Here is a 22,004-nt window from a genome sequence, read left to right as displayed (position 1 = left end):
AGGCCATGCAACGATCCGGGCAGGCCAGTGGTCGAGATAGGGGGTGGTCCATTTTACGGAGACGCGCACATGCAAGGGCGCAAGGCAATGCTGGTGCTGCACGGCAAGCAGGCGATGAACGAAGACGTGCGCAGCGCCGTGGGCGACCTGCGCGATAGCGGCTGGGTGCTGGATGTACGGGTTACCTGGGAGGCGGGCGACGCCCAACGGCTGGTCGCCGAGGCACTGGCAGCGGGCTACAGCCATATCGTCGCCGGTGGCGGGGACGGCACGTTGCGTGATGTGGCCGAGGCCATGGGCCTGGCCGCTACCCAGGCCAGCCTGGCCTTGTTGCCCTTGGGTACGGCCAACGATTTTGCCAAAGCCGCTGGCATCCCCTTGGAGCCGGCATCGGCGCTGGCCTTGCTGAATGTCGCGCCACAACCGATAGACCTGGGGCAGGCTGGCGATCAGTTGTTCCTCAACATGGCCACGGGTGGCTTTGGCAGCCAGGTCACCGCCAATACCTCCGAAGACCTCAAGAAAGTGCTGGGCGCTGCCGCCTACCTGTTCACCGGGTTATCCCGCTTCAGTGAGCTACAGGCGGCTTCGGTAGAGCTACAGGGGCCAGGCTTCCATTGGCAAGGAGATTTGCTGGCGCTGGGTATCGGCAATGGCCGACAGGCTGGGGGCGGGCAGGTGCTGTGCCCCGAAGCCATGGTCAACGACGGTTTGCTTGACGTCGCTATTCTGCCTGCACCACAGGAAGTGGTGGGGGCTCTGCGGGACCTGTTGGGCGGTGACGGCCTGTTCGTTCGGGCCAGGTTGCCATGGGTCGAGATCAAGAGTTCGCAAGGGTTGGACATCAACCTCGATGGCGAGCCGTTGCAGGCTGCCAACCTGCGCTTTCAGGCAAGGCCGGCGGCGTTGCACCTGCACCTGCCGGCCGGGTCACCGTTGCTCAGTCATCCAGGCTGATGATTTTTTCGCGTACGGCGAACAGCACCAGGCCGGCTACGTCGTGAATCTGCAGGCGCTTCATGATTTGCGAGCGGTGAGTTTCCACGGTCTTGATGGACAGGCCCAGGCCCGCAGCGATCTCCCGGGTGGACTTGCCGCGCACGATCAGGCGCAGGATCTCAAGTTGCCGTGACGTCAGATTATGCCGTTCGCCAGCGCTCGGCTTGCCTTGTTTGGTGTGCCGCAGCGCCTGGTTGATGACGGTGTGGGCGATGGCCGGGCTGAGGTAGCGCTCACCGTGGCGTACGGCACCCAGCGCCTGTTCCAGCTCGGTGGCGCTGGTGTCCTTGAGCAGGTAGCCGTGGGCGCCGCTTTCCAGGGCCCGCATGATCAGGTCCGGGTCAGTGTGCATGGACAGGATCAGCACTTTGCAGGTACTGCCGCTGGCCCGCAGTTGGGTAAGGGCGTCCAGGCCGCTGGTCGAACGCATGGAGATGTCCAGCAAGATGATGTCGGGCGCCAGTGTGCGTACCTGGTCGAGTAGCTGGTTGCCGTCGTCGGCTTCGCCGACCACGTCATAGCCGGGGATATCGCAGACCAGTGCCCGCACCCCGGCGCGGATCAGCGAGTGGTCATCTACCAGCAGTAGTCTACAGGTCATGGTTGGTAATACTCCTGGCGCGTTGCTGGGTGCGCGGGGACCACGGGAACATCGCTTCGATCTGCGTGCCTCGGCCAGGCTGACTGGTGATGTCGAGGCTGCCCTGCAGCGCGATTACCCGCTCCTGCATGCCGGCCAGGCCGCGCTGACCGGCCTCGGCCGGGTGCCGGGCAGGGGCGAAACCACGACCATCGTCCTGGATCGACAACGACAGCCCTTCAGGGGTGCGTTGCAGGCGGATGACCAGGTTGTGTGCCTGGGCGTGGCGCAGCATGTTGGTCACTGCCTCCTGGGTAATACGGAACACCGCCATGGCCACGGCTTCGTCGATGCCGCCCAGGCGCTGGTTGCACGCCAGGCTCCAGTGCACGCCGCTGGTGGCCAGGGTGCGTACCAGGTGTGCGCGCAGGCTGGCTTCCAGGCCAAGGCTGGCCAACTGCCGTGGGTTGAGCAGCGCGGAAACATCGCGCACGTTACCGAGGGTGTCATCCAGCGTGCTGCGCAGGGCGTCGCAGTGCCCCTGCAACTCGTCGGGCATGCGCCGTTGCAGCCACTGCAGTTGCAGCTTGGCAGCGGTGAGCAGTTGACCGATGTCGTCGTGCAGTTCCCGGCCCAGATGCTGGCGCTCGTCTTCTTGCACCTTGAGCATGCGCTCGGCCAGCTCGGCCGGGCGCAGGTGGATCGACCTGGCGCCCAGGCCCAGTTGTACAACAGCACCCAGCGTGGCGACCAACTGCAGCACCAGCAGGCTGGCCGGGATTGCCTGGTTGGCCAGGTACAGCGCCATGTTGGCAATCAGTGAGGCCACGCACAGCCCGACCGTTGCCCAGCGCAGCACGGCGGCGCGGGAGCAGCAATGCAAAGAAGTCTTCAAGCGTGGAAACATAGGTAGGGAGGCCACTGAAGTATTGCTGATGGAGGCCTTGCACAATGCTGCTCAGAGGCTTTGGCGCAGTACTTTCGTTGTTTTTTTGAACACGTATTCTTGCCCCCGTTGTTCCGGTTGCAAGCGTTTGTGGGGGCGCATATTACCACTTTGCATTGCATCGGTCGCGGCCGGGTAACGCGTTGAAACGCCTACTGGTCGGGCGCTTTCGGGTAGCAAAGTGCCACCCTTTAATCGCGCTGTACCCACTTGTGCTGTAACTAGCGCGGCAATGATTCAACGGCATGCACCGAAAGCCTGGTGAACTTTCAAAGTTCGACCATGGTCGGGTTTCAATAAAGTTGCTTAGTTGCACTTTGCGCCAGGTTAATGCATGCGGTTAGAGCGGTTGGGGAGGGCGCTGGTTGCCGCGTCATTGTGCGGGTGAATGCACGCATTGCCTTCTTCATCGCAGGACGCACAGGCTGGCGCAAAGGGGGGTTGTACGACCTTGGCCAGTTCACCCAGCAGCACCAGTTGCTCACCGATGTCCAGGTTCAGTCGCCCTGTACGGCTATCGACCAGCTCCAACTGCCAGGCCAGCAAGGTCAGGCACGCCCCTATCGCGGGTAAGGCTTCACGCTGCAGGCAACCACCGTGACAGGCCGGGGCGAGCAACTGTTGCAGGGAGGTGGTGTAGTGGGCAACTTCACGCAGGCCCAGGCGCGTAGCTTGACGGGCGATAGTGTCGAGGGTGTTGTTCAGGCAACTGCAGGCATCCGGGTCATTGTCTATAAGCTCCAGATGCTGCAGGCATTCCTGGGCCTGGGTCAGCAGTACCTGGGCATCCAGCAGAAAGCCCTGCAGGGCGTCATCGAACGATAAGGCAGTGTCCATCATCAAGTCCCCGCGCGTGGGGTAGGCGCAGGGGGCGGGCACGCCGAAACGATAGCTAGCAAAAGCCTGACTCCATTCATGCAATGAGAATGGCGTCACATTAATGGCTAAAGGATATCGCGAACATCAGGTTGCACCCGATTGCTGCTAAGGGTTTCCCTGATCAAGGGCTAGGGTAGGGAACTTTTGTCGTGCCCCTGATTTGCCCCGGCGTGTCGGCAGTAAAGCATGATGGTAAAGTGATATCAATCATCCGCGCGGCATTTTCCCGCAAGGGTCAAGGTGTGCGTGAAGCCGCCGATACAGGGTAGATGATTTCACCTTTTACGACTCAAGCCTGGGGGCTTTCCAATGGCTGGCATTCTCGACACGGTAGACCAACGCACGCAACTGGTGGGTGAGAACCGCCTGGAAATTCTGATGTTTCGCCTGGCCGGTCGCCAGCTGTTCGCGATCAACGTGTTCAAGGTGCAGGAAGTACTGCAACTGCCCAAGCTGACCCTGATGCCCCAGCGCCACGCCTATGTCTGCGGTGTGGTCAACCTGCGCGGGCAGACCCTGCCGGTGATCGACCTGTCCCAGGCGATCGGTATGCGCCCGCTACAGCCGGGGCCGGACAGCACCATCATCGTCACCGAATACAACCGCTCGGTGCAGGCCTTCCTGGTAGGCGGTGTCGACCGCATCGTCAACATGAACTGGGAGTCGATCATGCCGCCGCCTTCCAGTGCCGGTCGCCAGCACTACCTGACTGCCATCACCAAGGTCGATGAGAAGCTGGTGGAGGTGATCGACGTGGAAAAGGTGCTGGCCGAAATCGTGCCCTACAACGCCCGGGTTTCTGGCGACAAGCTCGCCGACCCAGTGCTGGCCCGGGCCCGCGGCCGCGAAGTGCTGCTGGTGGACGACTCCAGTGTGGCCTTGGCGCAATTGCGCGATACCTTGTCCCAGCTGGGCATGAAGCTGCATGTGGCCAGTGATGGCCTGAAGGCGCTGCGCATGCTCAAGGGCTGGGCCGACGCCGGTGAAGACGTGTGCGAAAAGCTGCTGATGGTGTTCACCGATGCAGAAATGCCGGAAATGGACGGCTATCGGCTGACCACCGAGATCCGCAGCGATGCTCGTCTGCGCCAGCTCTATGTGGTGCTGCACACCTCGCTGTCGGGCAGTTTCAACGAATCCATGGTCAAGAAGGTGGGCTGTGACAACTTCCTTTCCAAGTTCCAGCCTGATCGCCTGGTCGATGTGGTCAAGCAGCGCCTGCTGCTGGATACCACCGCTGCGTGAACGTTGTACCGGCCAGGTATAAGCTTGGCTTTTGGCATGAAGCGAGGCAGCAGGGATGTTTCTCAGTGAGTTGTATCGATACCCGGTGAAGTCGGGGCAGGCGCAAAGCCTGAAGGCCTCACCGGTGGGGTTGCTGGGGTTGCAAGGCGACCGGCGCTGGATGGTGGTCGAGGAAGAAAACGGACGCTTCCTGACCCAGCGTGCCTGGCCACAACTTGGCCAGATCGACGCGAGCGATGACGACAGCGGCCAGTTGCTGCTGCAAGCCCCTGGACAGGCGCCGTTGCGGGTGCCTGTACCGCCTGCCGATGACGCCCTGCGCGGTGTGACGATCTGGCGCGATACCCTGCGTGTGCCGGACGCTGGCGATGCCGCGGCGGCCTGGTTGAGTGAGTTGCTGGGCAAAGCCGTACGCCTGGTACATTGCCCGGAGCAGCGTGCGCGTTACCTGCCCAATGGTTACGGCTTGAACAGTGACCGTGCGGCGTTTCCGGATGGTTTCCCCTTGCTGCTGATTGGGCAGGGCTCGCTGGACGAGCTTAACCGGCGTATTGGCCGGCCCATGTCGATGCGGCGCTTTCGGCCCAACCTGGTGGTGCAGGGTGCGGAGCCGTTTGCCGAGGATGGCTGGAAGCGGATTCGCATCGGCAGCTTGGTGTTTCGCGTGCTCAAGCCCAGTGTGCGGTGCATCTTCACGACCATCGATCCAGTCACCGGGGAGCGTAGCGCTGACCGTGAGCCGATGGCTACGCTGAAGACTTTCCGCGAAAAAGAAGGCGACGTGCTGTTCGGCCAGAACCTGGCTGTGGATGGCAGTGGGTGGCTGGAGGTGGGGATGGAAGTAGAAATCCTGGAATAGGTGTGTTGCCTGTGCCGGCCTCTTCGCGGGTGAACCCGCTCCTACAACGACCGCTCAAACTCTTGTAGGAGCGGGTTCACCCGCGAAGAGGCCGGTACAGGCTCAACAGCAATCACATGTCATCGAAATACCGTTCATGCCAATCCACCAATGGCTGCGGTGAATTCAGCTTCTGCCCGTAGATCACCGAATACGACAGCACGTTCTGTACATACTGGCGCGTTTCGTCGAACGGGATCGACTCCACCCACACATCGAAGCTCAGGTGCTTGGCCCCTTTGAGCCACTGTCGCACGCGCCCGGGCCCGGCGTTGTAGGCTGCCGAAGCCAGCACCCGGTTGCCGTTGAACTGGCTGTGTACCTGGCTCAGGTAGGCCGCACCCAGCTGGATGTTCTTGTCCGGGTTCAGCACTTGCGCCGGTGAGGCCAGCGGGATGCTGAACTTGCGTGCGGTTTCCTTGGCGGTGGCCGGCATCAGCTGCATCAGGCCGCTGGCGCCCACGGGTGAGCGTGCGTCCTCCATGAAGGCGCTTTCCTGGCGAGTGATGGCGAATACCCAGCTCGAATGCAGGCCGCGAACCTTGGCTTCACGCACCAGCGTGTCGCGGTGGGCCATGGGGAAGCGGATGTCCAGGTCGTCCCAGTACCGGGCCTGGCTGATGGTGCGGATAGCCGGGAAGTACCAACGCAGCTCATAGCCCAGGCGTGCCTGCGCAACCATCTCGTCACGGGTGAAGTGGCGGCTGACGTGGTACCACTCACGGCGGCCGTCGACGATCTGGCCGCGGGCGTGGAATTCCAGTGCGCGCTGGATGCCGGGCGTGTTGCGAACCTTCTTGACCAGTTGTGGGCTCAGCAGCAGCGGCTTGTTGTTCAGCTGGTACGGTGTCTGTGCCCGGTCGGCGGCGAGGAAGCCATAGAAGTCACGCTCACGCGCTGCGGCCTTGTAAAGAAGCGGGACCTGCGGGTTGTTTGGCTGTGCCAGCTCCAGGCTGCGAGCCTGCCAGTACTTCCAGCGGCTGGTGCTGGCCAGGTCCTGGGGAAGGCGCTTGGTCAACTCGTAGGCGTCCTCCCAGCGGCCCAGGCGCAGCAGCAGGCGAAGGCGCCATTCGCTGACGGTGTTGTCGCGCAGCTGGGGGTCATAGCGGGTCATCAGGTCGAGCGCGCGTGGGTCGTAGCGGCGTGCGAGGGTCAGGCCGATTTCGCGGGCGATGGCCACTTTTTCGTCACCCGAGAAGTGCATGCGCTGGGCGTAATCGTCGAGCAGTGCCATGGCCCGCTCCGGGTTCTGCCGGGCCAGGCGACGAAGGCCGAGGCTGACCACGTCGGACATGGCCTCGTTGACCGGGGTAAAGCGCGACGGCTGGTTGAGCAGCTCGGGCTTCTGCGCGACGTCGATCAGCAGGCGCCCCTGCGGGCCGAGGGTGGTCAGGGTCTTGACCAGGGTGTTGGCCAGGCCGTAGTTGCGCGCCTGGGCGGCCAGCTTGGTGCGTTCCCAGCGCTTGGCCTCGGTCAGCTGGCCTTCGGCTGCCCACATGCCGAACAGTGTGTCGCAGGCGGCAGGTTGCGATTTGCCGACGTTCCACAGCTTGTCGGCGGTGGCGTAACCTTCGGCGCGCAGGCCGTGGCTGAGCTGGTATTGGCCGTTGAGGCAGTCCAGTTCGGTGAAGTTGAGCTTGGGGTCGTAGTACTTGACGAACGTATCCCACTCGCCGCGTTCTGCCAGCCAGCGCAACCAGCGCAGTTTCATCCAGTTGGCCTGGGGCAGGTCGCCATGCTTGGCCAGGAAACCTTCGATTTCCTGGTTGCTGGCACTCTTCAGGCGGGCGGTGAGTTCGTCGTAGGCCAGGTAGGGCGTCAGCGGGTAGTCGCTCAAGGCCTGGGCATAGCGCAGGTACGGGCCTTTGTCGCCTTTGGCCAGCGCTCGCTTGGCCTCGTCATAGTACTGGCGTTGCAGGGTCAGGTCGGTGGCCTGCGCTGCGCAGGTGGCAGCGGTAAGCAGCAGGCAGGATGCGATATGTAACAGGCGGCTGCGCATGATACGTCCGGGCAGTTGAACCATGGGAAGTGTCGGCGGAGCCAGCACTATTGAAAGCTATTGCCTTAGCTTAGCTGTTTGCCGGCAGTGGGTGAAAGCACTGTGCTTGTATCGGGATATTAAGTTCGACCAGATGTCGCCAGGTGCCTACCGGTTGGCCTGGCGGATGCCGTCGAAGGCCAAGTCAGGTAGAATGCGCGCCCGATTTATGGAGACGAACATGACCCTGCTCAAATTCAGCGATGTGTCCCTCGCATTCGGCGCCATGCCGCTGCTGGACAAAGTGTCCTGGCAGATCGCTCGTGGCGAGCGGGTGTGCATCATCGGCCGCAACGGCACCGGCAAGTCGAGCATGCTGCGCCTGGTCAAGGGCGAGCAGAAGGGCGACGACGGTGAAATCTGGCGTGCTCCTGGCCTGAAGATCGGTGAGTTGCCACAGGAATTGCCGGTGGCCGACGAGCGCACCGTGTTCGACGTGGTAGCCGCTGGTCTGGACGGCGTGGGCGAATTGCTGGCGCAGTTCCACCACCTGAGCATGAACATCCAGGGCGATGAAGACCTGGAAAAACTCATGCACGTCCAGCACGAGCTGGAAGCCCGCGACGGCTGGCGCCTGCAGCAGGTGGTGGAAAGCACACTCAGCCGCCTGCAGCTGCCGGCCGACAAGACCCTGGCCGAGCTGTCCGGTGGCTGGCGCCGCCGCGTACTGCTGGCCCAGGCGCTGGTGTCCGAGCCTGACCTGCTGCTGCTCGACGAACCGACCAACCACCTGGACATCGGTGCCATCGCCTGGCTCGAAGAGGCCTTGCGTGGCTTCAACGGCGCGGTATTGTTCATCACCCACGACCGTTCGTTCCTGCAGAACCTGGCCACCCGTATCCTCGAACTGGACCGCGGCGGCCTGATCGACTGGAACGGTGACTACGCCAGCTTCCTGGTGCACAAGGAGGCCGCACTGGCCGCTGAAGAAACCGCCAACGCGCTGTTCGACAAGCGCCTGGCCCAGGAAGAAGTGTGGATCCGCCAGGGTATCAAGGCCCGCCGTACCCGCAACGAAGGCCGCGTGCGTGCACTGAAGGCCCTGCGTGTGGAGCGTGGCGAGCGCCGTGAACGACAGGGCAAGGCCAACATCCAGATCGAAGCCGCGGACAAATCCGGCAAGCAGGTGATGGTGCTGGAGAATGTCAGCTTCCATCACGCGGACGGCCCCCTGCTGGTCAAGGACTTTTCCATGGTCCTGCAGCGGCAGGATCGCATCGGTCTGCTGGGCGCAAACGGCACTGGCAAGACCACGTTGCTCAAGATGATGCTGGGCGACCTTGAGCCCACTGCGGGCAAAGTGGAGCGCGGCACCAAGCTTGAGGTGGCCTATTTCGACCAGATGCGCCACCAGCTCGACCTGGAAAAGACCGTAATCGACAACCTGGCTGAAGGCCGTGATTTCATCGAGATCGATGGCCAGAACCGCCACGTGCTGAGCTACCTGGGCGACTTCCTGTTCAGCCCCCAGCGCGCGCGCACGCCGGTCAAGGCGCTGTCAGGTGGTGAGCGTGCGCGGCTGCTGCTGGCCAAGCTGTTCAGCAAGCCGGCCAACCTGCTGGTGCTCGACGAACCGACCAACGACCTGGACGTGGAAACCCTCGAGCTGCTGGAAGAGGTGCTGTCCAACTACAAGGGCACCGTGCTGATGGTCAGCCACGACCGGGCCTTCCTCGATAACGTCGTGACCAGCACGCTGGTGTTCGAAGGCGAGGGCAAGGTGCGTGAGTATGTGGGCGGTTACGAGGACTGGATTCGCCAGGGCGGCTCGCCGAAGCTGCTGGGTGTGACCGAGAGCAAGGGCGGTAAGTCTGCGCTCAACAGTGCGGTGGTGGAGAAGGTCGAGGCCAAGCCTGAGCCTGTTGCGGCGCCGGTGGTGGAAGACGCTTCGAAGAAGAAGCTGAGCTACAAGCTGCAGCGTGAGCTGGAGATGCTGCCGGGGCAGATCGATGAGCTGGAGCAGCGTATGGCTGAAGCCCAGGAAGAAGTGAATGCGGCGGGCTTCTATCAGCGGCCGATTGCAGAAACTTCGGCGGTGCTGGCGCGGATCGAGAAGCTGCAGGGCGAGCTGGATGTATTGGTGGAGCGCTGGGCTGAGCTGGAAGGCTGATTGGCGTTAGCCTGTTCCGGCCTCTTCGCGGGTAAAGCCGCACCTGCAGGGATTGCCATACCCTTGCAGGCGCGGGCTGGCCCGCGAAGAGGCGGGTTCAGGTCCAGTCAATCCTTCTTCAGCAAGCGTACCGCCAGCACGTCACACGGCGCACCGTGCAGCACATCGTTGGCCGTGGAGCCCAGCAGCAATGCCAGGCCGTGACGGCCATGGCTGCCGACAACGATCAGGTCGCACTTCTGGTCCTTGGCCAACTGGTGGATTTCCTGGCGAGGCTGGCCGTAGGTCAGGTGCGAGTCGCCGCGGTTGATTGCCGGGTATTTATTGAACAGGCGGTCCATGCGCTCCTTGGCCTGGTCGAACTGCTGCTGTTGCAGCTGCGACAGGTCCATCGGTACGTCACCGCCGAAGGCCATGGCCATCGGCTCGACGATGTGCACCAGGGATACCTTGGCTTTCGAAGGCTCTGCCAGCGCCATGGCGCGCTTGATCACCGGGTCGCATTCTTCGGTCAGGTCGACGGCGACCAACAAATGTTCGTATTGCATGAGCGGTACTCCTGACAATCGCGATAGAAGAAGTATGGTCGCTTTAGGGCGGGTCTACCGTGAAAAATGGCTAACCAGCTCATTTGCAACGCTTTATGGGAACTACTGATATGACGGTATTGCTGGTGGTGTCAATCCTTGCGCTGATTCTCAGCCCGCTTTCCTGGCTGCGCAGCTCGCGCAAGCAGAGCGAGCAGATGAAGTTGCGCCTGGAGGCGCGGCGCATGGGTTTGGCCATGCAACTGGCGCCGCAGCAGTGGCCGCACTGGCTGGAAAAGGAGCCGCCAAGCCCCTGCCCGCAGTATCACAGAGCCCGGCGCCGTGGGCATGAGGACAGCTTCAGCTTCTGGCAGGTCAGCCCCGGAGTGTGGTGGAACCAGTGGCGCGAGCCCTGCGAAGACCCACGTTTCATGGGCGCGTTGTCGCGCTTGCCGGCGAGTGTGTACAAGGTCGAGGCCGATGCGCGGATGATTGCCCTGTACTGGACCGAACGTGGCGATACTGCTGTGTTGCAGGATGTTGCCTACGCCCTCGAAACCTTGGCTTGAGCGCCGCCCATACGCGACCCCTGTAGGCGCGGATTCATCTGCGAACACTGGCAGAGCCGGTGCCAAACTCCGCGGTGCCTGCTTCGCGGGTAAACCCGCTCCTACGGGGGCATCCAGGCTGGTCAATCTGTTCTGTAACGACAAAGCGGCGGCTCGGCATAACCCTGAAGGGGTGGGGTGCCAAGTCGCCGCTTTGCGTTCTGCTGCGCAGAAAAGGCCAGGCAGGCCGGGTTATTCATTCAAGCAAGTGCCAGTGTAGTCGCCTTGGCTCTTCGCGCAAGCGCAAAGCAATAAGCCGATGCTTGTGGTCAATCGCTGACATGAATGACCGGCGATCACTGTCATCATGTTTTGTACCCGGACGATAGAAAATGACTGGAAAGTCGCGTTTTCGCCGTGCTCGTGAGCATTTGACAACGCCCATCTTTTCGGAGAATGTGTGCACACCCAAATCAAACGGGCGTATGAATTGAGCGTTTGTATGTCATGACGCCAAGCCATACTTCCGACTAGCGCGCTGACGGGTGTGCCTGGGGCAAGGCAGCTTAGGCCTGCTTCTGCTGCAGCGATCGGCGTGTACAGTTCAGCTTCCATATCGTGGAGATCAGTTGATGATTTACGAAGGTAAAGCCATCACGGTTAAGGCTCTTGAAAGTGGCATCGTCGAGCTCAAGTTCGACCTCAAGGGTGAGTCCGTCAACAAGTTCAACCGCCTTACCCTGAACGAGCTGCGCCAGGCCGTCGATGCCATCCGGGCCGATGCTTCGGTCAAGGGCGTGATCGTCAGGAGTGGCAAGGACGTGTTCATCGTCGGCGCCGACATCACCGAGTTCGTCGACAACTTCAAGCTGCCTGAGGCCGAACTGGTCGCTGGCAACCTGGAAGCCAATCGCATCTTCAACGCGTTCGAAGACCTCGAAGTGCCGACCGTTGCCGCCATCAACGGCATCGCGCTGGGCGGCGGCCTGGAAATGTGCCTGGCGGCCGACTACCGGGTCATGTCCACCAGCGCCAGGATCGGCCTGCCGGAAGTCAAGCTGGGTATCTACCCGGGCTTTGGCGGTACCGTGCGCCTGCCGCGCCTGATCGGCTCGGACAACGCCATCGAGTGGATCGCCGCCGGCAAGGAAAACCGTGCCGAAGATGCCCTGAAAGTGGGGGCCGTCGACGCCGTGGTCGCCCCTGAGCTGCTGCTGGCCGGTGCCCTCGACCTGATCAAGCGTGCCATCAGTGGCGAGCTGGACTACAAGGCCAAGCGCCAGCCGAAGCTGGAAAAGCTCAAGCTCAATGCCATCGAGCAGATGATGGCCTTCGAGACTGCCAAGGGCTTCGTCGCTGGCCAGGCCGGCCCGAACTACCCGGCCCCGGTCGAAGCGATCAAGAGCATCCAGAAAGCCGCCAACTTCGGTCGCGACAAGGCCCTGGAAGTCGAAGCCGCAGGCTTTGCCAAGCTGGCCAAGACCTCTGTCGCCGAGAGCCTGATCGGCTTGTTCCTCAACGATCAGGAACTCAAGCGCAAGGCCAAGGCGCATGACGAGATCGCCCACGACGTGAAGCAGGCCGCCGTGCTCGGCGCCGGCATCATGGGCGGCGGTATCGCCTACCAGTCGGCGGTCAAAGGTACGCCGATCCTGATGAAGGACATCCGCGAGGAAGCCATTCAGCTGGGTCTGAACGAGGCCTCCAAGTTGCTTGGCAACCGCGTCGAGAAGGGCCGCCTGACCCCGGCCAAGATGGCCGAGGCCCTCAACGCCATTCGCCCGACCCTGTCCTATGGCGATTTCGCCAATGTCGACATCGTCGTCGAGGCTGTGGTCGAGAACCCGAAGGTCAAGCAAGCGGTACTGGCGGAAGTGGAAGGCCAGGTGAAGGACGATGCGATCCTCGCTTCCAACACCTCTACCATCTCCATCAACCTGCTGGCCAAGGCGCTCAAGCGCCCGGAAAACTTCGTCGGCATGCACTTCTTCAACCCGGTGCACATGATGCCGCTGGTTGAAGTGATCCGTGGCGAGAAGTCCAGTGACGTGGCGGTCGCCACCACCGTGGCCTACGCCAAGAAAATGGGCAAGAACCCGATCGTGGTCAACGACTGCCCGGGCTTTTTGGTCAACCGCGTGCTGTTCCCGTACTTTGGCGGTTTTGCCAAGCTGGTCAGCGCCGGTGTCGACTTCGTGCGCATCGACAAGGTCATGGAGAAGTTCGGCTGGCCGATGGGCCCAGCCTACTTGATGGACGTGGTCGGCATCGACACCGGCCACCACGGCCGTGACGTCATGGCCGAAGGCTTCCCGGATCGCATGAAGGACGAGCGCCGCTCGGCAGTCGACGCGTTGTACGAGGCCAACCGCCTGGGCCAGAAGAACGGTAAGGGCTTCTACGCCTACGAAACCGACAAGCGCGGCAAGCCGAAGAAGGTCTTCGATGCCACCGTGCTCGACGTGCTCAAACCGATCGTGTTCGAGCAGCGTGAAGTCACTGACGAAGACATCATCAACTGGATGATGGTCCCGCTGTGCCTTGAGACCGTGCGTTGCCTGGAAGACGGCATCGTCGAAACCGCTGCCGAAGCCGACATGGGCCTGGTCTACGGCATTGGTTTCCCTCCCTTCCGCGGTGGTGCGCTGCGTTACATCGACTCGATCGGTGTGGCCGAATTCGTCGCCCTGGCCGATCAGTATGCCGACCTGGGGCCGCTGTACCACCCGACCGCCAAGCTGCGTGAAATGGCCAAGAACGGCCAGCGCTTCTTCAACTGAGCGGTCAACGAGCTAGAGCGAGAGATTTGATATGAGCCTGAATCCAAGAGACGTGGTGATTGTCGACTTCGGTCGCACGCCAATGGGCCGCTCCAAGGGTGGCATGCACCGCAACACCCGCGCCGAAGACATGTCGGCGCACCTGATCAGCAAGCTGCTGGAACGCAACGGCAAGGTCGACCCGAAAGAAGTCGAGGACGTGATCTGGGGCTGCGTCAACCAGACCCTGGAGCAGGGCTGGAACATCGCCCGCATGGCTTCGCTGATGACCCCGATCCCGCACACCTCTGCGGCGCAGACCGTCAGCCGCCTGTGCGGCTCGTCCATGAGCGCGCTGCACACGGCCGCCCAGGCGATCATGACCGGTAACGGTGATGTGTTCGTGGTCGGTGGCGTGGAGCACATGGGCCACGTCAGCATGATGCATGGCGTAGACCCCAACCCGCACCTGTCCTTGCATGCCGCCAAGGCTTCCGGGATGATGGGCCTGACTGCAGAAATGCTCGGCAAGATGCACGGCATCACCCGTGAGCAGCAGGACCTGTTCGGCTTGCGTTCGCACCAGCTGGCCCACAAGGCCACGGTCGAAGGCAAGTTCAAGGACGAGATCATCCCGATGCAGGGCTACGACGAGAACGGCTTCCTGAAGGTGTTCGATTTCGACGAAACCATTCGCCCGGAAACCACCCTCGAAGGCCTGGCATCGCTCAAGCCTGCGTTCAACCCGAAAGGCGGTACGGTCACGGCCGGTACCTCGTCGCAGATCACCGACGGCGCCTCGTGCATGATCGTCATGTCCGGTCAGCGTGCCATGGACCTCGGTATCCAGCCATTGGCGGTGATCCGTTCGATGGCAGTGGCCGGTGTCGACCCGGCAATCATGGGCTACGGCCCGGTGCCATCGACCCAGAAAGCCCTCAAGCGTGCGGGCTTGACCATGGCCGATATCGACTTCATCGAGCTCAACGAAGCCTTCGCTGCGCAGGCCCTGCCCGTGCTGAAAGACTTGAAAGTGCTCGACAAGATGGATGAGAAGGTTAACCTGCACGGCGGCGCCATTGCTTTGGGCCACCCGTTCGGTTGCTCCGGGGCGCGGATTTCCGGCACCCTGCTCAACGTCATGAAGCAAAATGGCGGTACGCTGGGTGTTGCGACCATGTGCGTCGGCCTGGGCCAAGGTATCACCACTGTCTTCGAACGCGTCTGATCGCGTAGCGGGACAGCAGCCGGGGCCTAGTGCCCCGGTTTTGTTTTTTCAGGTTTTTTTCAGGAGGTGTGCAACATGCAGATACAACCAGGCGTATACCGGCATTACAAAGGGCCTGAGTACCGTGTCTTCAGTGTTGCGCGGCACTCCGAAACCGAAGAGTGGATGGTGTTCTACCAATGCCTGTATGGTGATTACAGCTTCTGGGTGCGTCCCCTTTCGATGTTCCAGGAGTCCGTCGAATTTGACGGCGAGCAGGTGCCACGCTTTGCTTTGGTCAAGGCCGAAGAGGGGCTGCCCGGGTTGCTGGGCAAGTCGCACGCGTGATCGTCCGAGCTTGACCTCACACTTTTGCCACTATATATAGCGGTGCCGCGTCTGGCACTTGGCGCGTTTTTTATCTTCAGATTCAGGAATACTCCGATCCATGGGCAAATCGCTGGTCATTGTGGAATCCCCGGCCAAGGCCAAGACCATCAACAAGTACCTGGGCAACCAGTACGTGGTGAAGTCGAGTATCGGCCATATCCGAGACCTCCCCACCAGCGGTTCGGCCAGCGCGAGCAAAGAGCCGGCCGCCAAGCGTGGCAAGGCTGCGGGTGAGGCGCCGGCGCTTTCGCCGAAAGAGAAGGCCCGCCGCCAGCTGGTGGCACGCATGGGCGTCGACCCCGACCATGGCTGGAAGGCCAAGTACGAGATCCTGCCTGGCAAGGAAAAGGTGATCGAAGAGCTGCGCCGCCTGGCCAAGGATGCCGACACCATCTACCTCGCAACCGACTTGGACCGCGAAGGGGAAGCCATTGCCTGGCACCTGCGCGAGGCCATCGGGGGTGACGACACCCGCTACAAGCGCGTGGTGTTCAACGAAATTACCAAGAAGGCCATTCAGGAAGCCTTCTCGCAGCCAGGCGAGCTGGACATCGACCGGGTCAATGCCCAGCAGGCGCGGCGTTTCCTCGACCGCGTGGTCGGTTACATGGTTTCGCCACTGCTGTGGGCCAAGATTGCCCGTGGTCTGTCCGCTGGCCGTGTACAGTCGGTGGCGGTGAAGCTGGTGGTTGAGCGTGAGCGTGAGATCCGCGCCTTCATCCCGGAAGAGTACTGGGAGATCCACGCCGACCTCGGCACCGCCAAGAACGCCAAGGTGCGTTTCGAGGTGGCGCGCGAGAAGGGCGAGGCCTTCAAGCCGCTGAACGAAGCTCAGGCCATGGCTGCACTGGAAAAGCTCAAGGCTTCCAGTTACAGCGTGGTCAAGCGCGAAGACCGTCCGACCAGCAGCAAGCCATCGGCACCGTTCATTACGTCCACCTTGCAGCAAGCGGCCAGTAACCGCCTGGGCTTCGGTGTGAAGAAAACCATGATGATGGCCCAGCGCTTGTACGAAGCCGGTTACATCACCTACATGCGTACCGACTCGACCAACCTGTCGGCTGACGCCCTGGATATGGCACGCAGCTACATCGAACGGGAGTTCGGCAAGCAGTACCTGCCGGAGGCGCCACTGGTTTACGGCAGCAAGGAGGGCGCCCAGGAGGCGCACGAAGCGATTCGGCCTTCTGACGTGAATACCCACCCGACCAAGCTCAGCGGCATGGAGCGTGACGCCGAGCGCCTGTACGAGCTGATCTGGCGCCAGTTCCTGGCGTGCCAGATGCCGCCAGCGCAGTACCTGTCCACCAGCGTTACCGTCGCTGCCGGCGATTTCGAGCTGCGCGCCAAGGGCCGCATCCTCAAGTTCGACGGTTACACCCGTGTGCTGCCGCAGCAGAGCAAGCCGGGCGAAGACGACGTGCTGCCAGAGATGGTGCAGGGTGAAGCACTCAAGCTGATCCAGATCGACCCGAGCCAGCACTTTACCAAGCCACCTGCACGCTTTACCGAAGCCAGCCTGGTCAAGGAAATGGAAAAGCGCGGTATTGGCCGCCCATCGACCTACGCGGCGATCATTTCCACCATCCAGGACCGTGGCTATGTGACGCTGCACAACCGTCGCTTCTACTCCGAGAAGATGGGCGACATCGTCACCGAGCGTTTGTCGGAGAGCTTCTCCAACCTGATGGACTACGGCTTTACCGCCGACATGGAAGAGAACCTCGACGACGTCGCCCAGGGCGAGCGTGACTGGAAGAACGTGCTCGACGAGTTCTACGGCGATTTCAGCAAAAAGCTGCAGACTGCCGAGTCCAGCGAAGACGGCATGCGTGCCAACCAGCCGACCATGACCAACATTCCGTGCAAGGAATGTGGTCGGCCGATGATGATTCGCACCGCTTCTACGGGTGTGTTCCTGGGTTGCTCTGGCTACAGCCTGCCGCCGAAAGAGCGCTGCAAGGCTACCGTCAACCTGGTGCCGGGCGACGAGATTGCCGCTGACGACGAGGGCGAGTCGGAATCGCGCGTGTTGCTGGGCAAGCACCGTTGCCCGATCTGCGCCACGGCGATGGACGCCTACCTGCTGGACGAGAAACACAAGCTGCACATCTGCGGTAACAACCCGGATTGTGTCGGTTACGAGATCGAAGAAGGCAACTACCGCATCAAGGGTTACGAAGGGCCGAGCCTGGAGTGCGACAAGTGCGGTAGCGAGATGCAATTGAAGACCGGCCGTTTCGGCAAGTTCTTCGGCTGCACCAACCCGGCGTGCAAGAACACCCGCAAGCTGCTCAAGAGCGGCGAGGCGGCGCCACCGAAGATGGACAAGGTGGACATGCCGGAGCTCAAGTGCGAGAAGGTCGACGATACCTACGTGCTGCGCGACGGTGCTTCCGGGTTGTTCCTGGCTGCCAGCCAGTTCCCCAAGAACCGCGAAACCCGTGCGCCGCTGGTGCTGGAGATTGTGCCGCACAAGCATGAGATCGACCCGAAGTACCACTTCCTGTGCGATGCGCCGCAGAAAGACCCGGATGGCCGCCCGGCGGTGATCCGCTACAGCCGCAAGACCAAGGAGCAGTATGTGCAGTCCGAGGTCGATGGCAAGCCGACCGGCTGGAAGGCGTTCTACGACGGCAATGCCTGGAAGGTTGAAGATAAGCGCTGATCCATTGGTGCTGTGATTTGGGGCCGCTTTGCGGCCCCAATCATTTATGATGCAGATATCCGCCTTGTAGCCTTATGGGAGGGCACTGAAATGGCCCAGGAACTCTACACCCGTACCAACCAGAAACTGTTCTTCGCCGGCCTCGCCCTCGAGTCCATGGCCAAGGCTGAACAAAGTCAGGCCATGAATGCCCAAGGTTTGGTCCAGGCTGAGCGCGAGTCGGCGCTGTTCCACCTGTATGGCGCTCTGTTGGGCCTGTGCCATGAAATCGGGGGCTTCTACCGCCTGCCGGTCGTCGCAACGGTGGAGCAAGCACTGGCCGACGATGCCCTGAACGGTATCGCCATCCCGGAAGTGGCCGAGTTGCTGGAGCTGGCCCGCCAGCGGGAAACCTGGCTGGCGCAAATGCTCGGTGCTTATGCCGATTTGTTCCGACCACCGGTCGCCAGAAAAGCGCCGAAAACCGACGTTACCCAGCCCCTGATTCAAGCTGTCAATCTTGATGAGCCTGAGCATCCAGCGCTGTCGCGTGCCGAGCTGGAAAGCTGGCGCAATGACCTTAAAAGTTTGGTGAGACGTTTCCGTGACGCGTTGAGTGAGTGCTGATAGCCGCAACGGCTGGTACAATAATCGCCTTTCGCGGAGAACTGCCATTTATGTCTACGTCTTTTCTGGAAATTGTCGAGTTGCCTGACGGCCGCATCGAACTTCGTCGCGCCGAGGATGAGGGCTCTCTGGTAACCCTGGATTTCTCGGAAGACGCCAAGGTGTTCCTGCAGGGTCAGCATGTGGAAGTGGCCAAGGCCATGCTCAGTGTGGGCGTGCAGATGGCCGGTCGCCTGATGGATGGCGAGCTCGAGCGTGATGAAGGGCCGCGTGTGCTGCACTGAGTGTGCAGCAGCGTATCAGGCTATTTGAAGTGACAGGCAAAGCCTGAACATCAGCCGAGGCGGATGTTCAGGCTTTGTGCATTTCCGGCACTGGCTGCACGTAGCAGTTGTTGGCGTGCAGCGGCATTGACGTTGCCCAGCCAGCTCACCACGGTGTGGCTGAGGCCCAGGTGCAAAGCCTCACAGGCCAGTTGCAGCGCGCTTTGATTGCTGCGGGGTTGCAGCAGCAGAATACGTTCACGGTTGAGCCCGGCATCGCGCAGCCAGGCCTGGGTCAGGCTTGGCGGTGGGGCGATCAGGGTCAGCCAGCGGGCCTCGTCCTCTTCGCTCAGTTCGCGCAGCACGGGGGCCAGCAGGCTTTGGCAGTGGCCAGGGGCGCCGCGCAGCGACAGTTCGCTGAACAGCTCGGGCTGGCTGCTCTTGCGCGCCGGTTCCCTGGCTTTCAGGCCTGGCAGCACGGGCTGGGCGAGGAATGCTTCGAACAGGGGCAACTGGGCTTGCTCGGGTGCGTGAATGAACTGCTGCATGACGCCTCCTGGATCAGCGGCGAATGACGCCGACGCTCAAGCCCTCGATCACCAGCTCCTGTTCTTTCAGGTCGACTTCGATGGGGGCGAATTCGGGGTTTTCGGCAAGCAGCCAGACTTTGCTGCCTTCGCGCTTGAAGCGCTTGACGGTGACTTCGTCACCGATGCGCGCCACAACGATCTGGCCGTTGCGGGCTTCACGGCAGGTGTGCACCGCCAGCAGGTCGCCGTCGAAGATGCCGACGTCCTTCATGCTCATGCCGTGTACGCGCAGCAAATAGTCGGCTTGGGGGTGGAAGAAGGCAGGGTTGATGTTGCAGGATTGCTCGATGTGCTGTTCGGCAAGAATCGGCGCACCGGCAGCGACCCGGCCGATGATGGGCAGGCCGGCTTCTTCAGCCTTGGCTTCCAGGCCAGGGATGCGGATGCCGCGGGAAGCGCCCGGCGTCATTTCGATCGCGCCCTTGCGGGCAAGGGCCTTGAGGTGCTCCTCGGCGGCATTGGGCGACTTGAAGCCCAGCTCCTGAGCAATCTCGGCGCGGGTAGGCGGGAAGCCGTTGTCTTCCAGGCAGCGCTTGATGAACGCGAGAATTTCGGCTTGGCGTGGCGTCAGTTTCAACATGGTAAGCGCTCTGTCTTTTTGTACAGTGACTGGAATTATATACAGTACTGGGTGCGCTGCAAGCCAAAAGGCGCAATAAACAGAAGAGGTGGCGCTTGCAGTGGGCCGGCTGGCGCTTTTAAATGGCGACCGCCCAGTCACCGAGCCTTGACAGAAGCAGGGCTGAAACGTATGTTTCAAACACCTGTTTGTCTGACGGAGTAGTCGGAGTAGTCATGGCCCAATCGGAAACCGTTGAACGCATTCTCGACGCTGCCGAGCAGCTGTTCGCGGAAAGGGGGTTCGCCGAAACCTCGTTGCGGCTGATTACCAGCAAGGCCGGGGTCAACCTGGCGGCAGTCAACTATCATTTCGGCTCCAAGAAGGCGCTGATCCAGGCCGTTTTCTCGCGTTTCCTTGGCCCATTCTGCGCCAGTCTGGAGCGTGAGCTGGAGCGCCGCCAGGCCAAGCCGGAGCACAAGCCCAGCCTCGAAGAACTGCTGGAAATGCTCGTAGAGCAGGCGCTGGCCGTGCAGCCGCGCAGCAACAACGACCTGTCGATCTTCATGCGCCTGCTGGGCCTGGCGTTCAGCCAGAGCCAGGGTCACCTGCGGCGCTATCTGGAAGACATGTACGGCAAGGTGTTCCGCCGCTACATGCTGCTGGTGAACGAGGCTGCGCCACGCATTCCGCCACTGGAACTGTTCTGGCGTGTGCACTTCATGCTGGGTGCCGCGGCCTTCAGCATGTCCGGTATCAAGGCCCTGCGGGCGATTGCCGAGACCGACTTCGGCATCAACACCTCGATCGAGCAGGTGATGCGCCTGATGGTGCCGTTCCTGGCGGCAGGCATGCGCGCTGACAGCGGTGTGACCGACGAGGCGATGGCCACTGCGCAGCTGCGCCCGCGCACAAAGACCGGTTCGGCTACCGCCAAGGCCTGAAGGCTGGGCGTGGCGGGGCGCTTCCGCTAAGCTAGCGCCCATGCCCGATTTCGATCTACTTCGCATCTCCCTTGCTGACCAGTGCCTGTATGGCTTTGCCTGTGGCCAACGGCGCGTGTCTGCCGGTGTCTGCTGCCCCTCGGTGGGCCTCTCTCTGTCTTCAATGAAGGATTACCCATGACTGTCAGCCTGCAAGGCTCCCTGATGGTGGATATCGCCGGTAAATGGCTGACCGCCGAAGACCGTCAACTGCTTCGCCAGCCGGAAGTGGCTGGCCTGATCATCTTCGCCCGCAATATCGACAACCCGCGCCAGGTTCGCGAACTGTGCGCGTCCATCCGCGCCATTCGCCCCGATCTGATCCTGGCAGTGGACCAGGAAGGCGGGCGCGTACAGCGTCTGCGCCAGGGCTTTGTGCGCCTGCCGGCCATGCGTGCGCTGGCCGATAACGACAATGCCGAGTATCTGGCTGAGCAGTGCGGCTGGCTGATGGCGACCGAGGTGCTGGCGGTTGGCCTGGACCTCAGCTTCGCTCCGGTGCTCGACCTGGACCACCAGCGTAGCGCCGTGGTGGGCAGCCGCGCGTTCGAGGGTGACCCGCTGCTTGCAACGCGCCTGGCCGGCGCGTTCATCCGTGGCATGAATGCGGCGGGTATGGCCGCCTGTGGCAAGCATTTCCCGGGGCATGGCTGGGCCGAAGCCGATTCGCACGTGGCCATCCCCACTGATGAACGCAGCCTGGAACAACTGCGCCAGTCCGACCTGGTGCCGTTTACCCGCCTGAGTGGGCAACTGGCGGCAGTGATGCCGGCGCATGTCATCTACCCGCAGGTTGACAACCAGCCCGCTGGCTTCTCGCGGCGTTGGTTGCAGGACATCCTGCGTGGCGAGCTGGGCTTTGATGGGGTGATTTTCAGTGATGACCTGTCGATGGCCGGTGCGCATGTGGTGGGCGACGCGGCCAGCCGTATCGAGGCGGCGCTGAGCGCCGGTTGTGATATGGGCCTGGTGTGCAATGACCGGGCGGCGGCGGAGCTGGCGCTGAGTGCGGCGCAGCGCATGAAGGTCAAGCCATCGCCGCGGATTGCGCGGATGCGTGGGCAAGGGTTTGCGCGAACCGATTATCGCCAGCAGCCGCGCTGGCTGGAGGCGTTGGGGGCGTTGAAGGAAGCTCAGCTGGTCGATTGACTGCGCTGGCCTGTTCGTTCCCACAAGTCGGGTTTACCTGCGAATACGGTAGCGGCGGAA

20 protein-coding genes are annotated in these 22,004 nt (G+C 62.0%); 13 read left to right on the top strand and 7 right to left on the bottom strand.

Annotation, left to right across the window (positions count from 1 at the left end):
* The first annotated feature begins 69 nt into the window (after window positions 1-69).
* Entirely contained in the window at window positions 70-957 is an 888-nt protein-coding gene (yegS, locus tag LU682_RS20320; RefSeq protein WP_010953119.1) for a lipid kinase YegS, read from the top strand.
* Here yegS and LU682_RS20315 read toward each other — a convergent pair.
* The 3 genes from LU682_RS20315 to LU682_RS20305 all read right to left on the bottom strand — a co-directional run bounded on the left by LU682_RS20315 (window position 941) and on the right by LU682_RS20305 (window position 3,362).
* Window positions 941-1,600: a response regulator gene (locus tag LU682_RS20315; protein ID WP_010953120.1), complete on the bottom strand. Its 660-nt coding sequence runs from the start codon at window positions 1,598-1,600 to the stop codon at window positions 941-943. The two genes, yegS and LU682_RS20315, sit on opposite strands and share 17 nt — an antisense overlap.
* The gene (locus LU682_RS20310) at window positions 1,590-2,486 is read right to left on the bottom strand and encodes a sensor histidine kinase (RefSeq protein ID WP_020192587.1); all 897 of its coding nucleotides are present in this window, start codon (window positions 2,484-2,486) and stop codon (window positions 1,590-1,592) included. The genes LU682_RS20315 and LU682_RS20310 overlap by 11 nt, the downstream gene beginning before the upstream one ends.
* A gap of 366 nt (window positions 2,487-2,852) precedes the next feature.
* Window positions 2,853-3,362 carry a hypothetical protein gene (locus LU682_RS20305; RefSeq protein ID WP_049587522.1) on the bottom strand — a complete coding sequence of 170 codons (510 nt, stop codon included), beginning with the start codon at window positions 3,360-3,362 and terminating at the stop codon, window positions 2,853-2,855.
* A gap of 351 nt (window positions 3,363-3,713) precedes the next feature.
* Between LU682_RS20305 and LU682_RS20300 the strand changes: the two genes are divergently transcribed.
* Both LU682_RS20300 and LU682_RS20295 read left to right on the top strand, forming a co-directional pair.
* The gene (locus LU682_RS20300; protein WP_003248753.1) at window positions 3,714-4,649 is read left to right on the top strand and encodes a chemotaxis protein CheV; all 936 of its coding nucleotides are present in this window, start codon (window positions 3,714-3,716) and stop codon (window positions 4,647-4,649) included.
* A 55-nt stretch (window positions 4,650-4,704) separates the two neighbouring features.
* Window positions 4,705-5,508 carry an MOSC domain-containing protein gene (locus LU682_RS20295; protein ID WP_010953122.1) on the top strand — a complete coding sequence of 268 codons (804 nt, stop codon included), beginning with the start codon at window positions 4,705-4,707 and terminating at the stop codon, window positions 5,506-5,508.
* 112 nt (window positions 5,509-5,620) lie between these two features.
* On the opposite strand, the gene LU682_RS20290 is transcribed toward LU682_RS20295, so the two are convergent.
* The gene (locus tag LU682_RS20290) at window positions 5,621-7,546 is read right to left on the bottom strand and encodes a transglycosylase SLT domain-containing protein (RefSeq protein WP_049587524.1); all 1,926 of its coding nucleotides are present in this window, start codon (window positions 7,544-7,546) and stop codon (window positions 5,621-5,623) included.
* 220 nt (window positions 7,547-7,766) lie between these two features.
* On the opposite strand from LU682_RS20290, the gene LU682_RS20285 reads away from it, so the two are divergent.
* Window positions 7,767-9,695: an ATP-binding cassette domain-containing protein gene (locus LU682_RS20285; RefSeq protein ID WP_003248759.1), complete on the top strand. Its 1,929-nt coding sequence runs from the start codon at window positions 7,767-7,769 to the stop codon at window positions 9,693-9,695.
* Window positions 9,696-9,802: 107 nt separating this feature from the next.
* On the opposite strand, the gene LU682_RS20280 is transcribed toward LU682_RS20285, so the two are convergent.
* A complete protein-coding gene (locus tag LU682_RS20280; protein WP_010953124.1) occupies window positions 9,803-10,243 on the bottom strand; it encodes a universal stress protein in 441 nt (146 codons plus the stop codon).
* 110 nt (window positions 10,244-10,353) lie between these two features.
* On the opposite strand from LU682_RS20280, the gene LU682_RS20275 reads away from it, so the two are divergent.
* From LU682_RS20275 to LU682_RS20245, 7 genes are all read left to right on the top strand, one after another.
* On the top strand, window positions 10,354-10,791 hold the full coding sequence (locus LU682_RS20275; protein ID WP_003248762.1) for a hypothetical protein: 438 nt from the start codon (window positions 10,354-10,356) through the stop codon (window positions 10,789-10,791).
* Window positions 10,792-11,402: 611 nt separating this feature from the next.
* Window positions 11,403-13,550 (top strand): fatty acid oxidation complex subunit alpha FadB, encoded by a 2,148-nt coding sequence (gene fadB, locus LU682_RS20270; RefSeq protein WP_010953127.1) that lies wholly within the window; start codon window positions 11,403-11,405, stop codon window positions 13,548-13,550.
* Window positions 13,551-13,581: 31 nt separating this feature from the next.
* Complete coding sequence (gene fadA, locus LU682_RS20265) at window positions 13,582-14,757, top strand: acetyl-CoA C-acyltransferase FadA (RefSeq protein ID WP_010953128.1); 1,176 nt, start codon at window positions 13,582-13,584, stop codon at window positions 14,755-14,757.
* Between the two features lie 75 nt (window positions 14,758-14,832).
* The gene (locus LU682_RS20260) at window positions 14,833-15,084 is read left to right on the top strand and encodes a DUF1653 domain-containing protein (protein WP_003248769.1); all 252 of its coding nucleotides are present in this window, start codon (window positions 14,833-14,835) and stop codon (window positions 15,082-15,084) included.
* A 100-nt stretch (window positions 15,085-15,184) separates the two neighbouring features.
* Window positions 15,185-17,794 carry a type I DNA topoisomerase gene (topA, locus tag LU682_RS20255; protein ID WP_003248770.1) on the top strand — a complete coding sequence of 870 codons (2,610 nt, stop codon included), beginning with the start codon at window positions 15,185-15,187 and terminating at the stop codon, window positions 17,792-17,794.
* Between the two features lie 90 nt (window positions 17,795-17,884).
* Complete coding sequence (locus tag LU682_RS20250) at window positions 17,885-18,400, top strand: DUF6586 family protein (RefSeq protein WP_003248773.1); 516 nt, start codon at window positions 17,885-17,887, stop codon at window positions 18,398-18,400.
* Between the two features lie 50 nt (window positions 18,401-18,450).
* Window positions 18,451-18,684, top strand: a complete 234-nt coding sequence (locus tag LU682_RS20245) for a hypothetical protein (RefSeq protein WP_003248777.1) — start codon at window positions 18,451-18,453, stop codon at window positions 18,682-18,684.
* A 50-nt stretch (window positions 18,685-18,734) separates the two neighbouring features.
* Here the strand turns inward: LU682_RS20245 and sulA are convergent, their stop codons facing one another.
* Entirely contained in the window at window positions 18,735-19,211 is a 477-nt protein-coding gene (gene sulA / locus LU682_RS20240; protein ID WP_010953130.1) for an SOS-induced cell division inhibitor SulA, read from the bottom strand.
* Window positions 19,212-19,224: 13 nt separating this feature from the next.
* Window positions 19,225-19,833 (bottom strand): transcriptional repressor LexA, encoded by a 609-nt coding sequence (gene lexA, locus LU682_RS20235; RefSeq protein ID WP_010953131.1) that lies wholly within the window; start codon window positions 19,831-19,833, stop codon window positions 19,225-19,227.
* A 215-nt stretch (window positions 19,834-20,048) separates the two neighbouring features.
* On the opposite strand from lexA, the gene LU682_RS20230 reads away from it, so the two are divergent.
* Both LU682_RS20230 and nagZ read left to right on the top strand, forming a co-directional pair.
* A complete protein-coding gene (locus LU682_RS20230) occupies window positions 20,049-20,756 on the top strand; it encodes a TetR/AcrR family transcriptional regulator (RefSeq protein WP_010953132.1) in 708 nt (235 codons plus the stop codon).
* 189 nt (window positions 20,757-20,945) lie between these two features.
* Window positions 20,946-21,944 (top strand): beta-N-acetylhexosaminidase, encoded by a 999-nt coding sequence (gene nagZ, locus LU682_RS20225; RefSeq protein ID WP_172835038.1) that lies wholly within the window; start codon window positions 20,946-20,948, stop codon window positions 21,942-21,944.
* The last annotated feature ends 60 nt before the right edge of the window (window positions 21,945-22,004 follow it).

The sequence above is a fragment of the Pseudomonas alloputida genome (assembly GCF_021283545.2).
Classification (GTDB): domain Bacteria; phylum Pseudomonadota; class Gammaproteobacteria; order Pseudomonadales; family Pseudomonadaceae; genus Aquipseudomonas; species Aquipseudomonas alloputida.
This window is presented reverse-complemented; position numbering and strand designations above follow the sequence as displayed.

What these genes read in the sequence shown, in the direction of transcription:
- yegS (WP_010953119.1), top strand. Translation starts at nt 70, where the DNA reads ATGCAAGGGCGCAAGGCAATGCTGGTGCTGCACGGCAAGCAGGCGATG.
- LU682_RS20315 (WP_010953120.1), bottom strand. Translation starts at nt 1,600, where the DNA reads ATGACCTGTAGACTACTGCTGGTAGATGACCACTCGCTGATCCGCGCC.
- LU682_RS20310 (WP_020192587.1), bottom strand. Translation starts at nt 2,486, where the DNA reads ATGTTTCCACGCTTGAAGACTTCTTTGCATTGCTGCTCCCGCGCCGCC.
- LU682_RS20305 (WP_049587522.1), bottom strand. Translation starts at nt 3,362, where the DNA reads ATGGACACTGCCTTATCGTTCGATGACGCCCTGCAGGGCTTTCTGCTG.
- LU682_RS20300 (WP_003248753.1), top strand. Translation starts at nt 3,714, where the DNA reads ATGGCTGGCATTCTCGACACGGTAGACCAACGCACGCAACTGGTGGGT.
- LU682_RS20295 (WP_010953122.1), top strand. Translation starts at nt 4,705, where the DNA reads ATGTTTCTCAGTGAGTTGTATCGATACCCGGTGAAGTCGGGGCAGGCG.
- LU682_RS20290 (WP_049587524.1), bottom strand. Translation starts at nt 7,546, where the DNA reads ATGCGCAGCCGCCTGTTACATATCGCATCCTGCCTGCTGCTTACCGCT.
- LU682_RS20285 (WP_003248759.1), top strand. Translation starts at nt 7,767, where the DNA reads ATGACCCTGCTCAAATTCAGCGATGTGTCCCTCGCATTCGGCGCCATG.
- LU682_RS20280 (WP_010953124.1), bottom strand. Translation starts at nt 10,243, where the DNA reads ATGCAATACGAACATTTGTTGGTCGCCGTCGACCTGACCGAAGAATGC.
- LU682_RS20275 (WP_003248762.1), top strand. Translation starts at nt 10,354, where the DNA reads ATGACGGTATTGCTGGTGGTGTCAATCCTTGCGCTGATTCTCAGCCCG.
- fadB (WP_010953127.1), top strand. Translation starts at nt 11,403, where the DNA reads ATGATTTACGAAGGTAAAGCCATCACGGTTAAGGCTCTTGAAAGTGGC.
- fadA (WP_010953128.1), top strand. Translation starts at nt 13,582, where the DNA reads ATGAGCCTGAATCCAAGAGACGTGGTGATTGTCGACTTCGGTCGCACG.
- LU682_RS20260 (WP_003248769.1), top strand. Translation starts at nt 14,833, where the DNA reads ATGCAGATACAACCAGGCGTATACCGGCATTACAAAGGGCCTGAGTAC.
- topA (WP_003248770.1), top strand. Translation starts at nt 15,185, where the DNA reads ATGGGCAAATCGCTGGTCATTGTGGAATCCCCGGCCAAGGCCAAGACC.
- LU682_RS20250 (WP_003248773.1), top strand. Translation starts at nt 17,885, where the DNA reads ATGGCCCAGGAACTCTACACCCGTACCAACCAGAAACTGTTCTTCGCC.
- LU682_RS20245 (WP_003248777.1), top strand. Translation starts at nt 18,451, where the DNA reads ATGTCTACGTCTTTTCTGGAAATTGTCGAGTTGCCTGACGGCCGCATC.
- sulA (WP_010953130.1), bottom strand. Translation starts at nt 19,211, where the DNA reads ATGCAGCAGTTCATTCACGCACCCGAGCAAGCCCAGTTGCCCCTGTTC.
- lexA (WP_010953131.1), bottom strand. Translation starts at nt 19,833, where the DNA reads ATGTTGAAACTGACGCCACGCCAAGCCGAAATTCTCGCGTTCATCAAG.
- LU682_RS20230 (WP_010953132.1), top strand. Translation starts at nt 20,049, where the DNA reads ATGGCCCAATCGGAAACCGTTGAACGCATTCTCGACGCTGCCGAGCAG.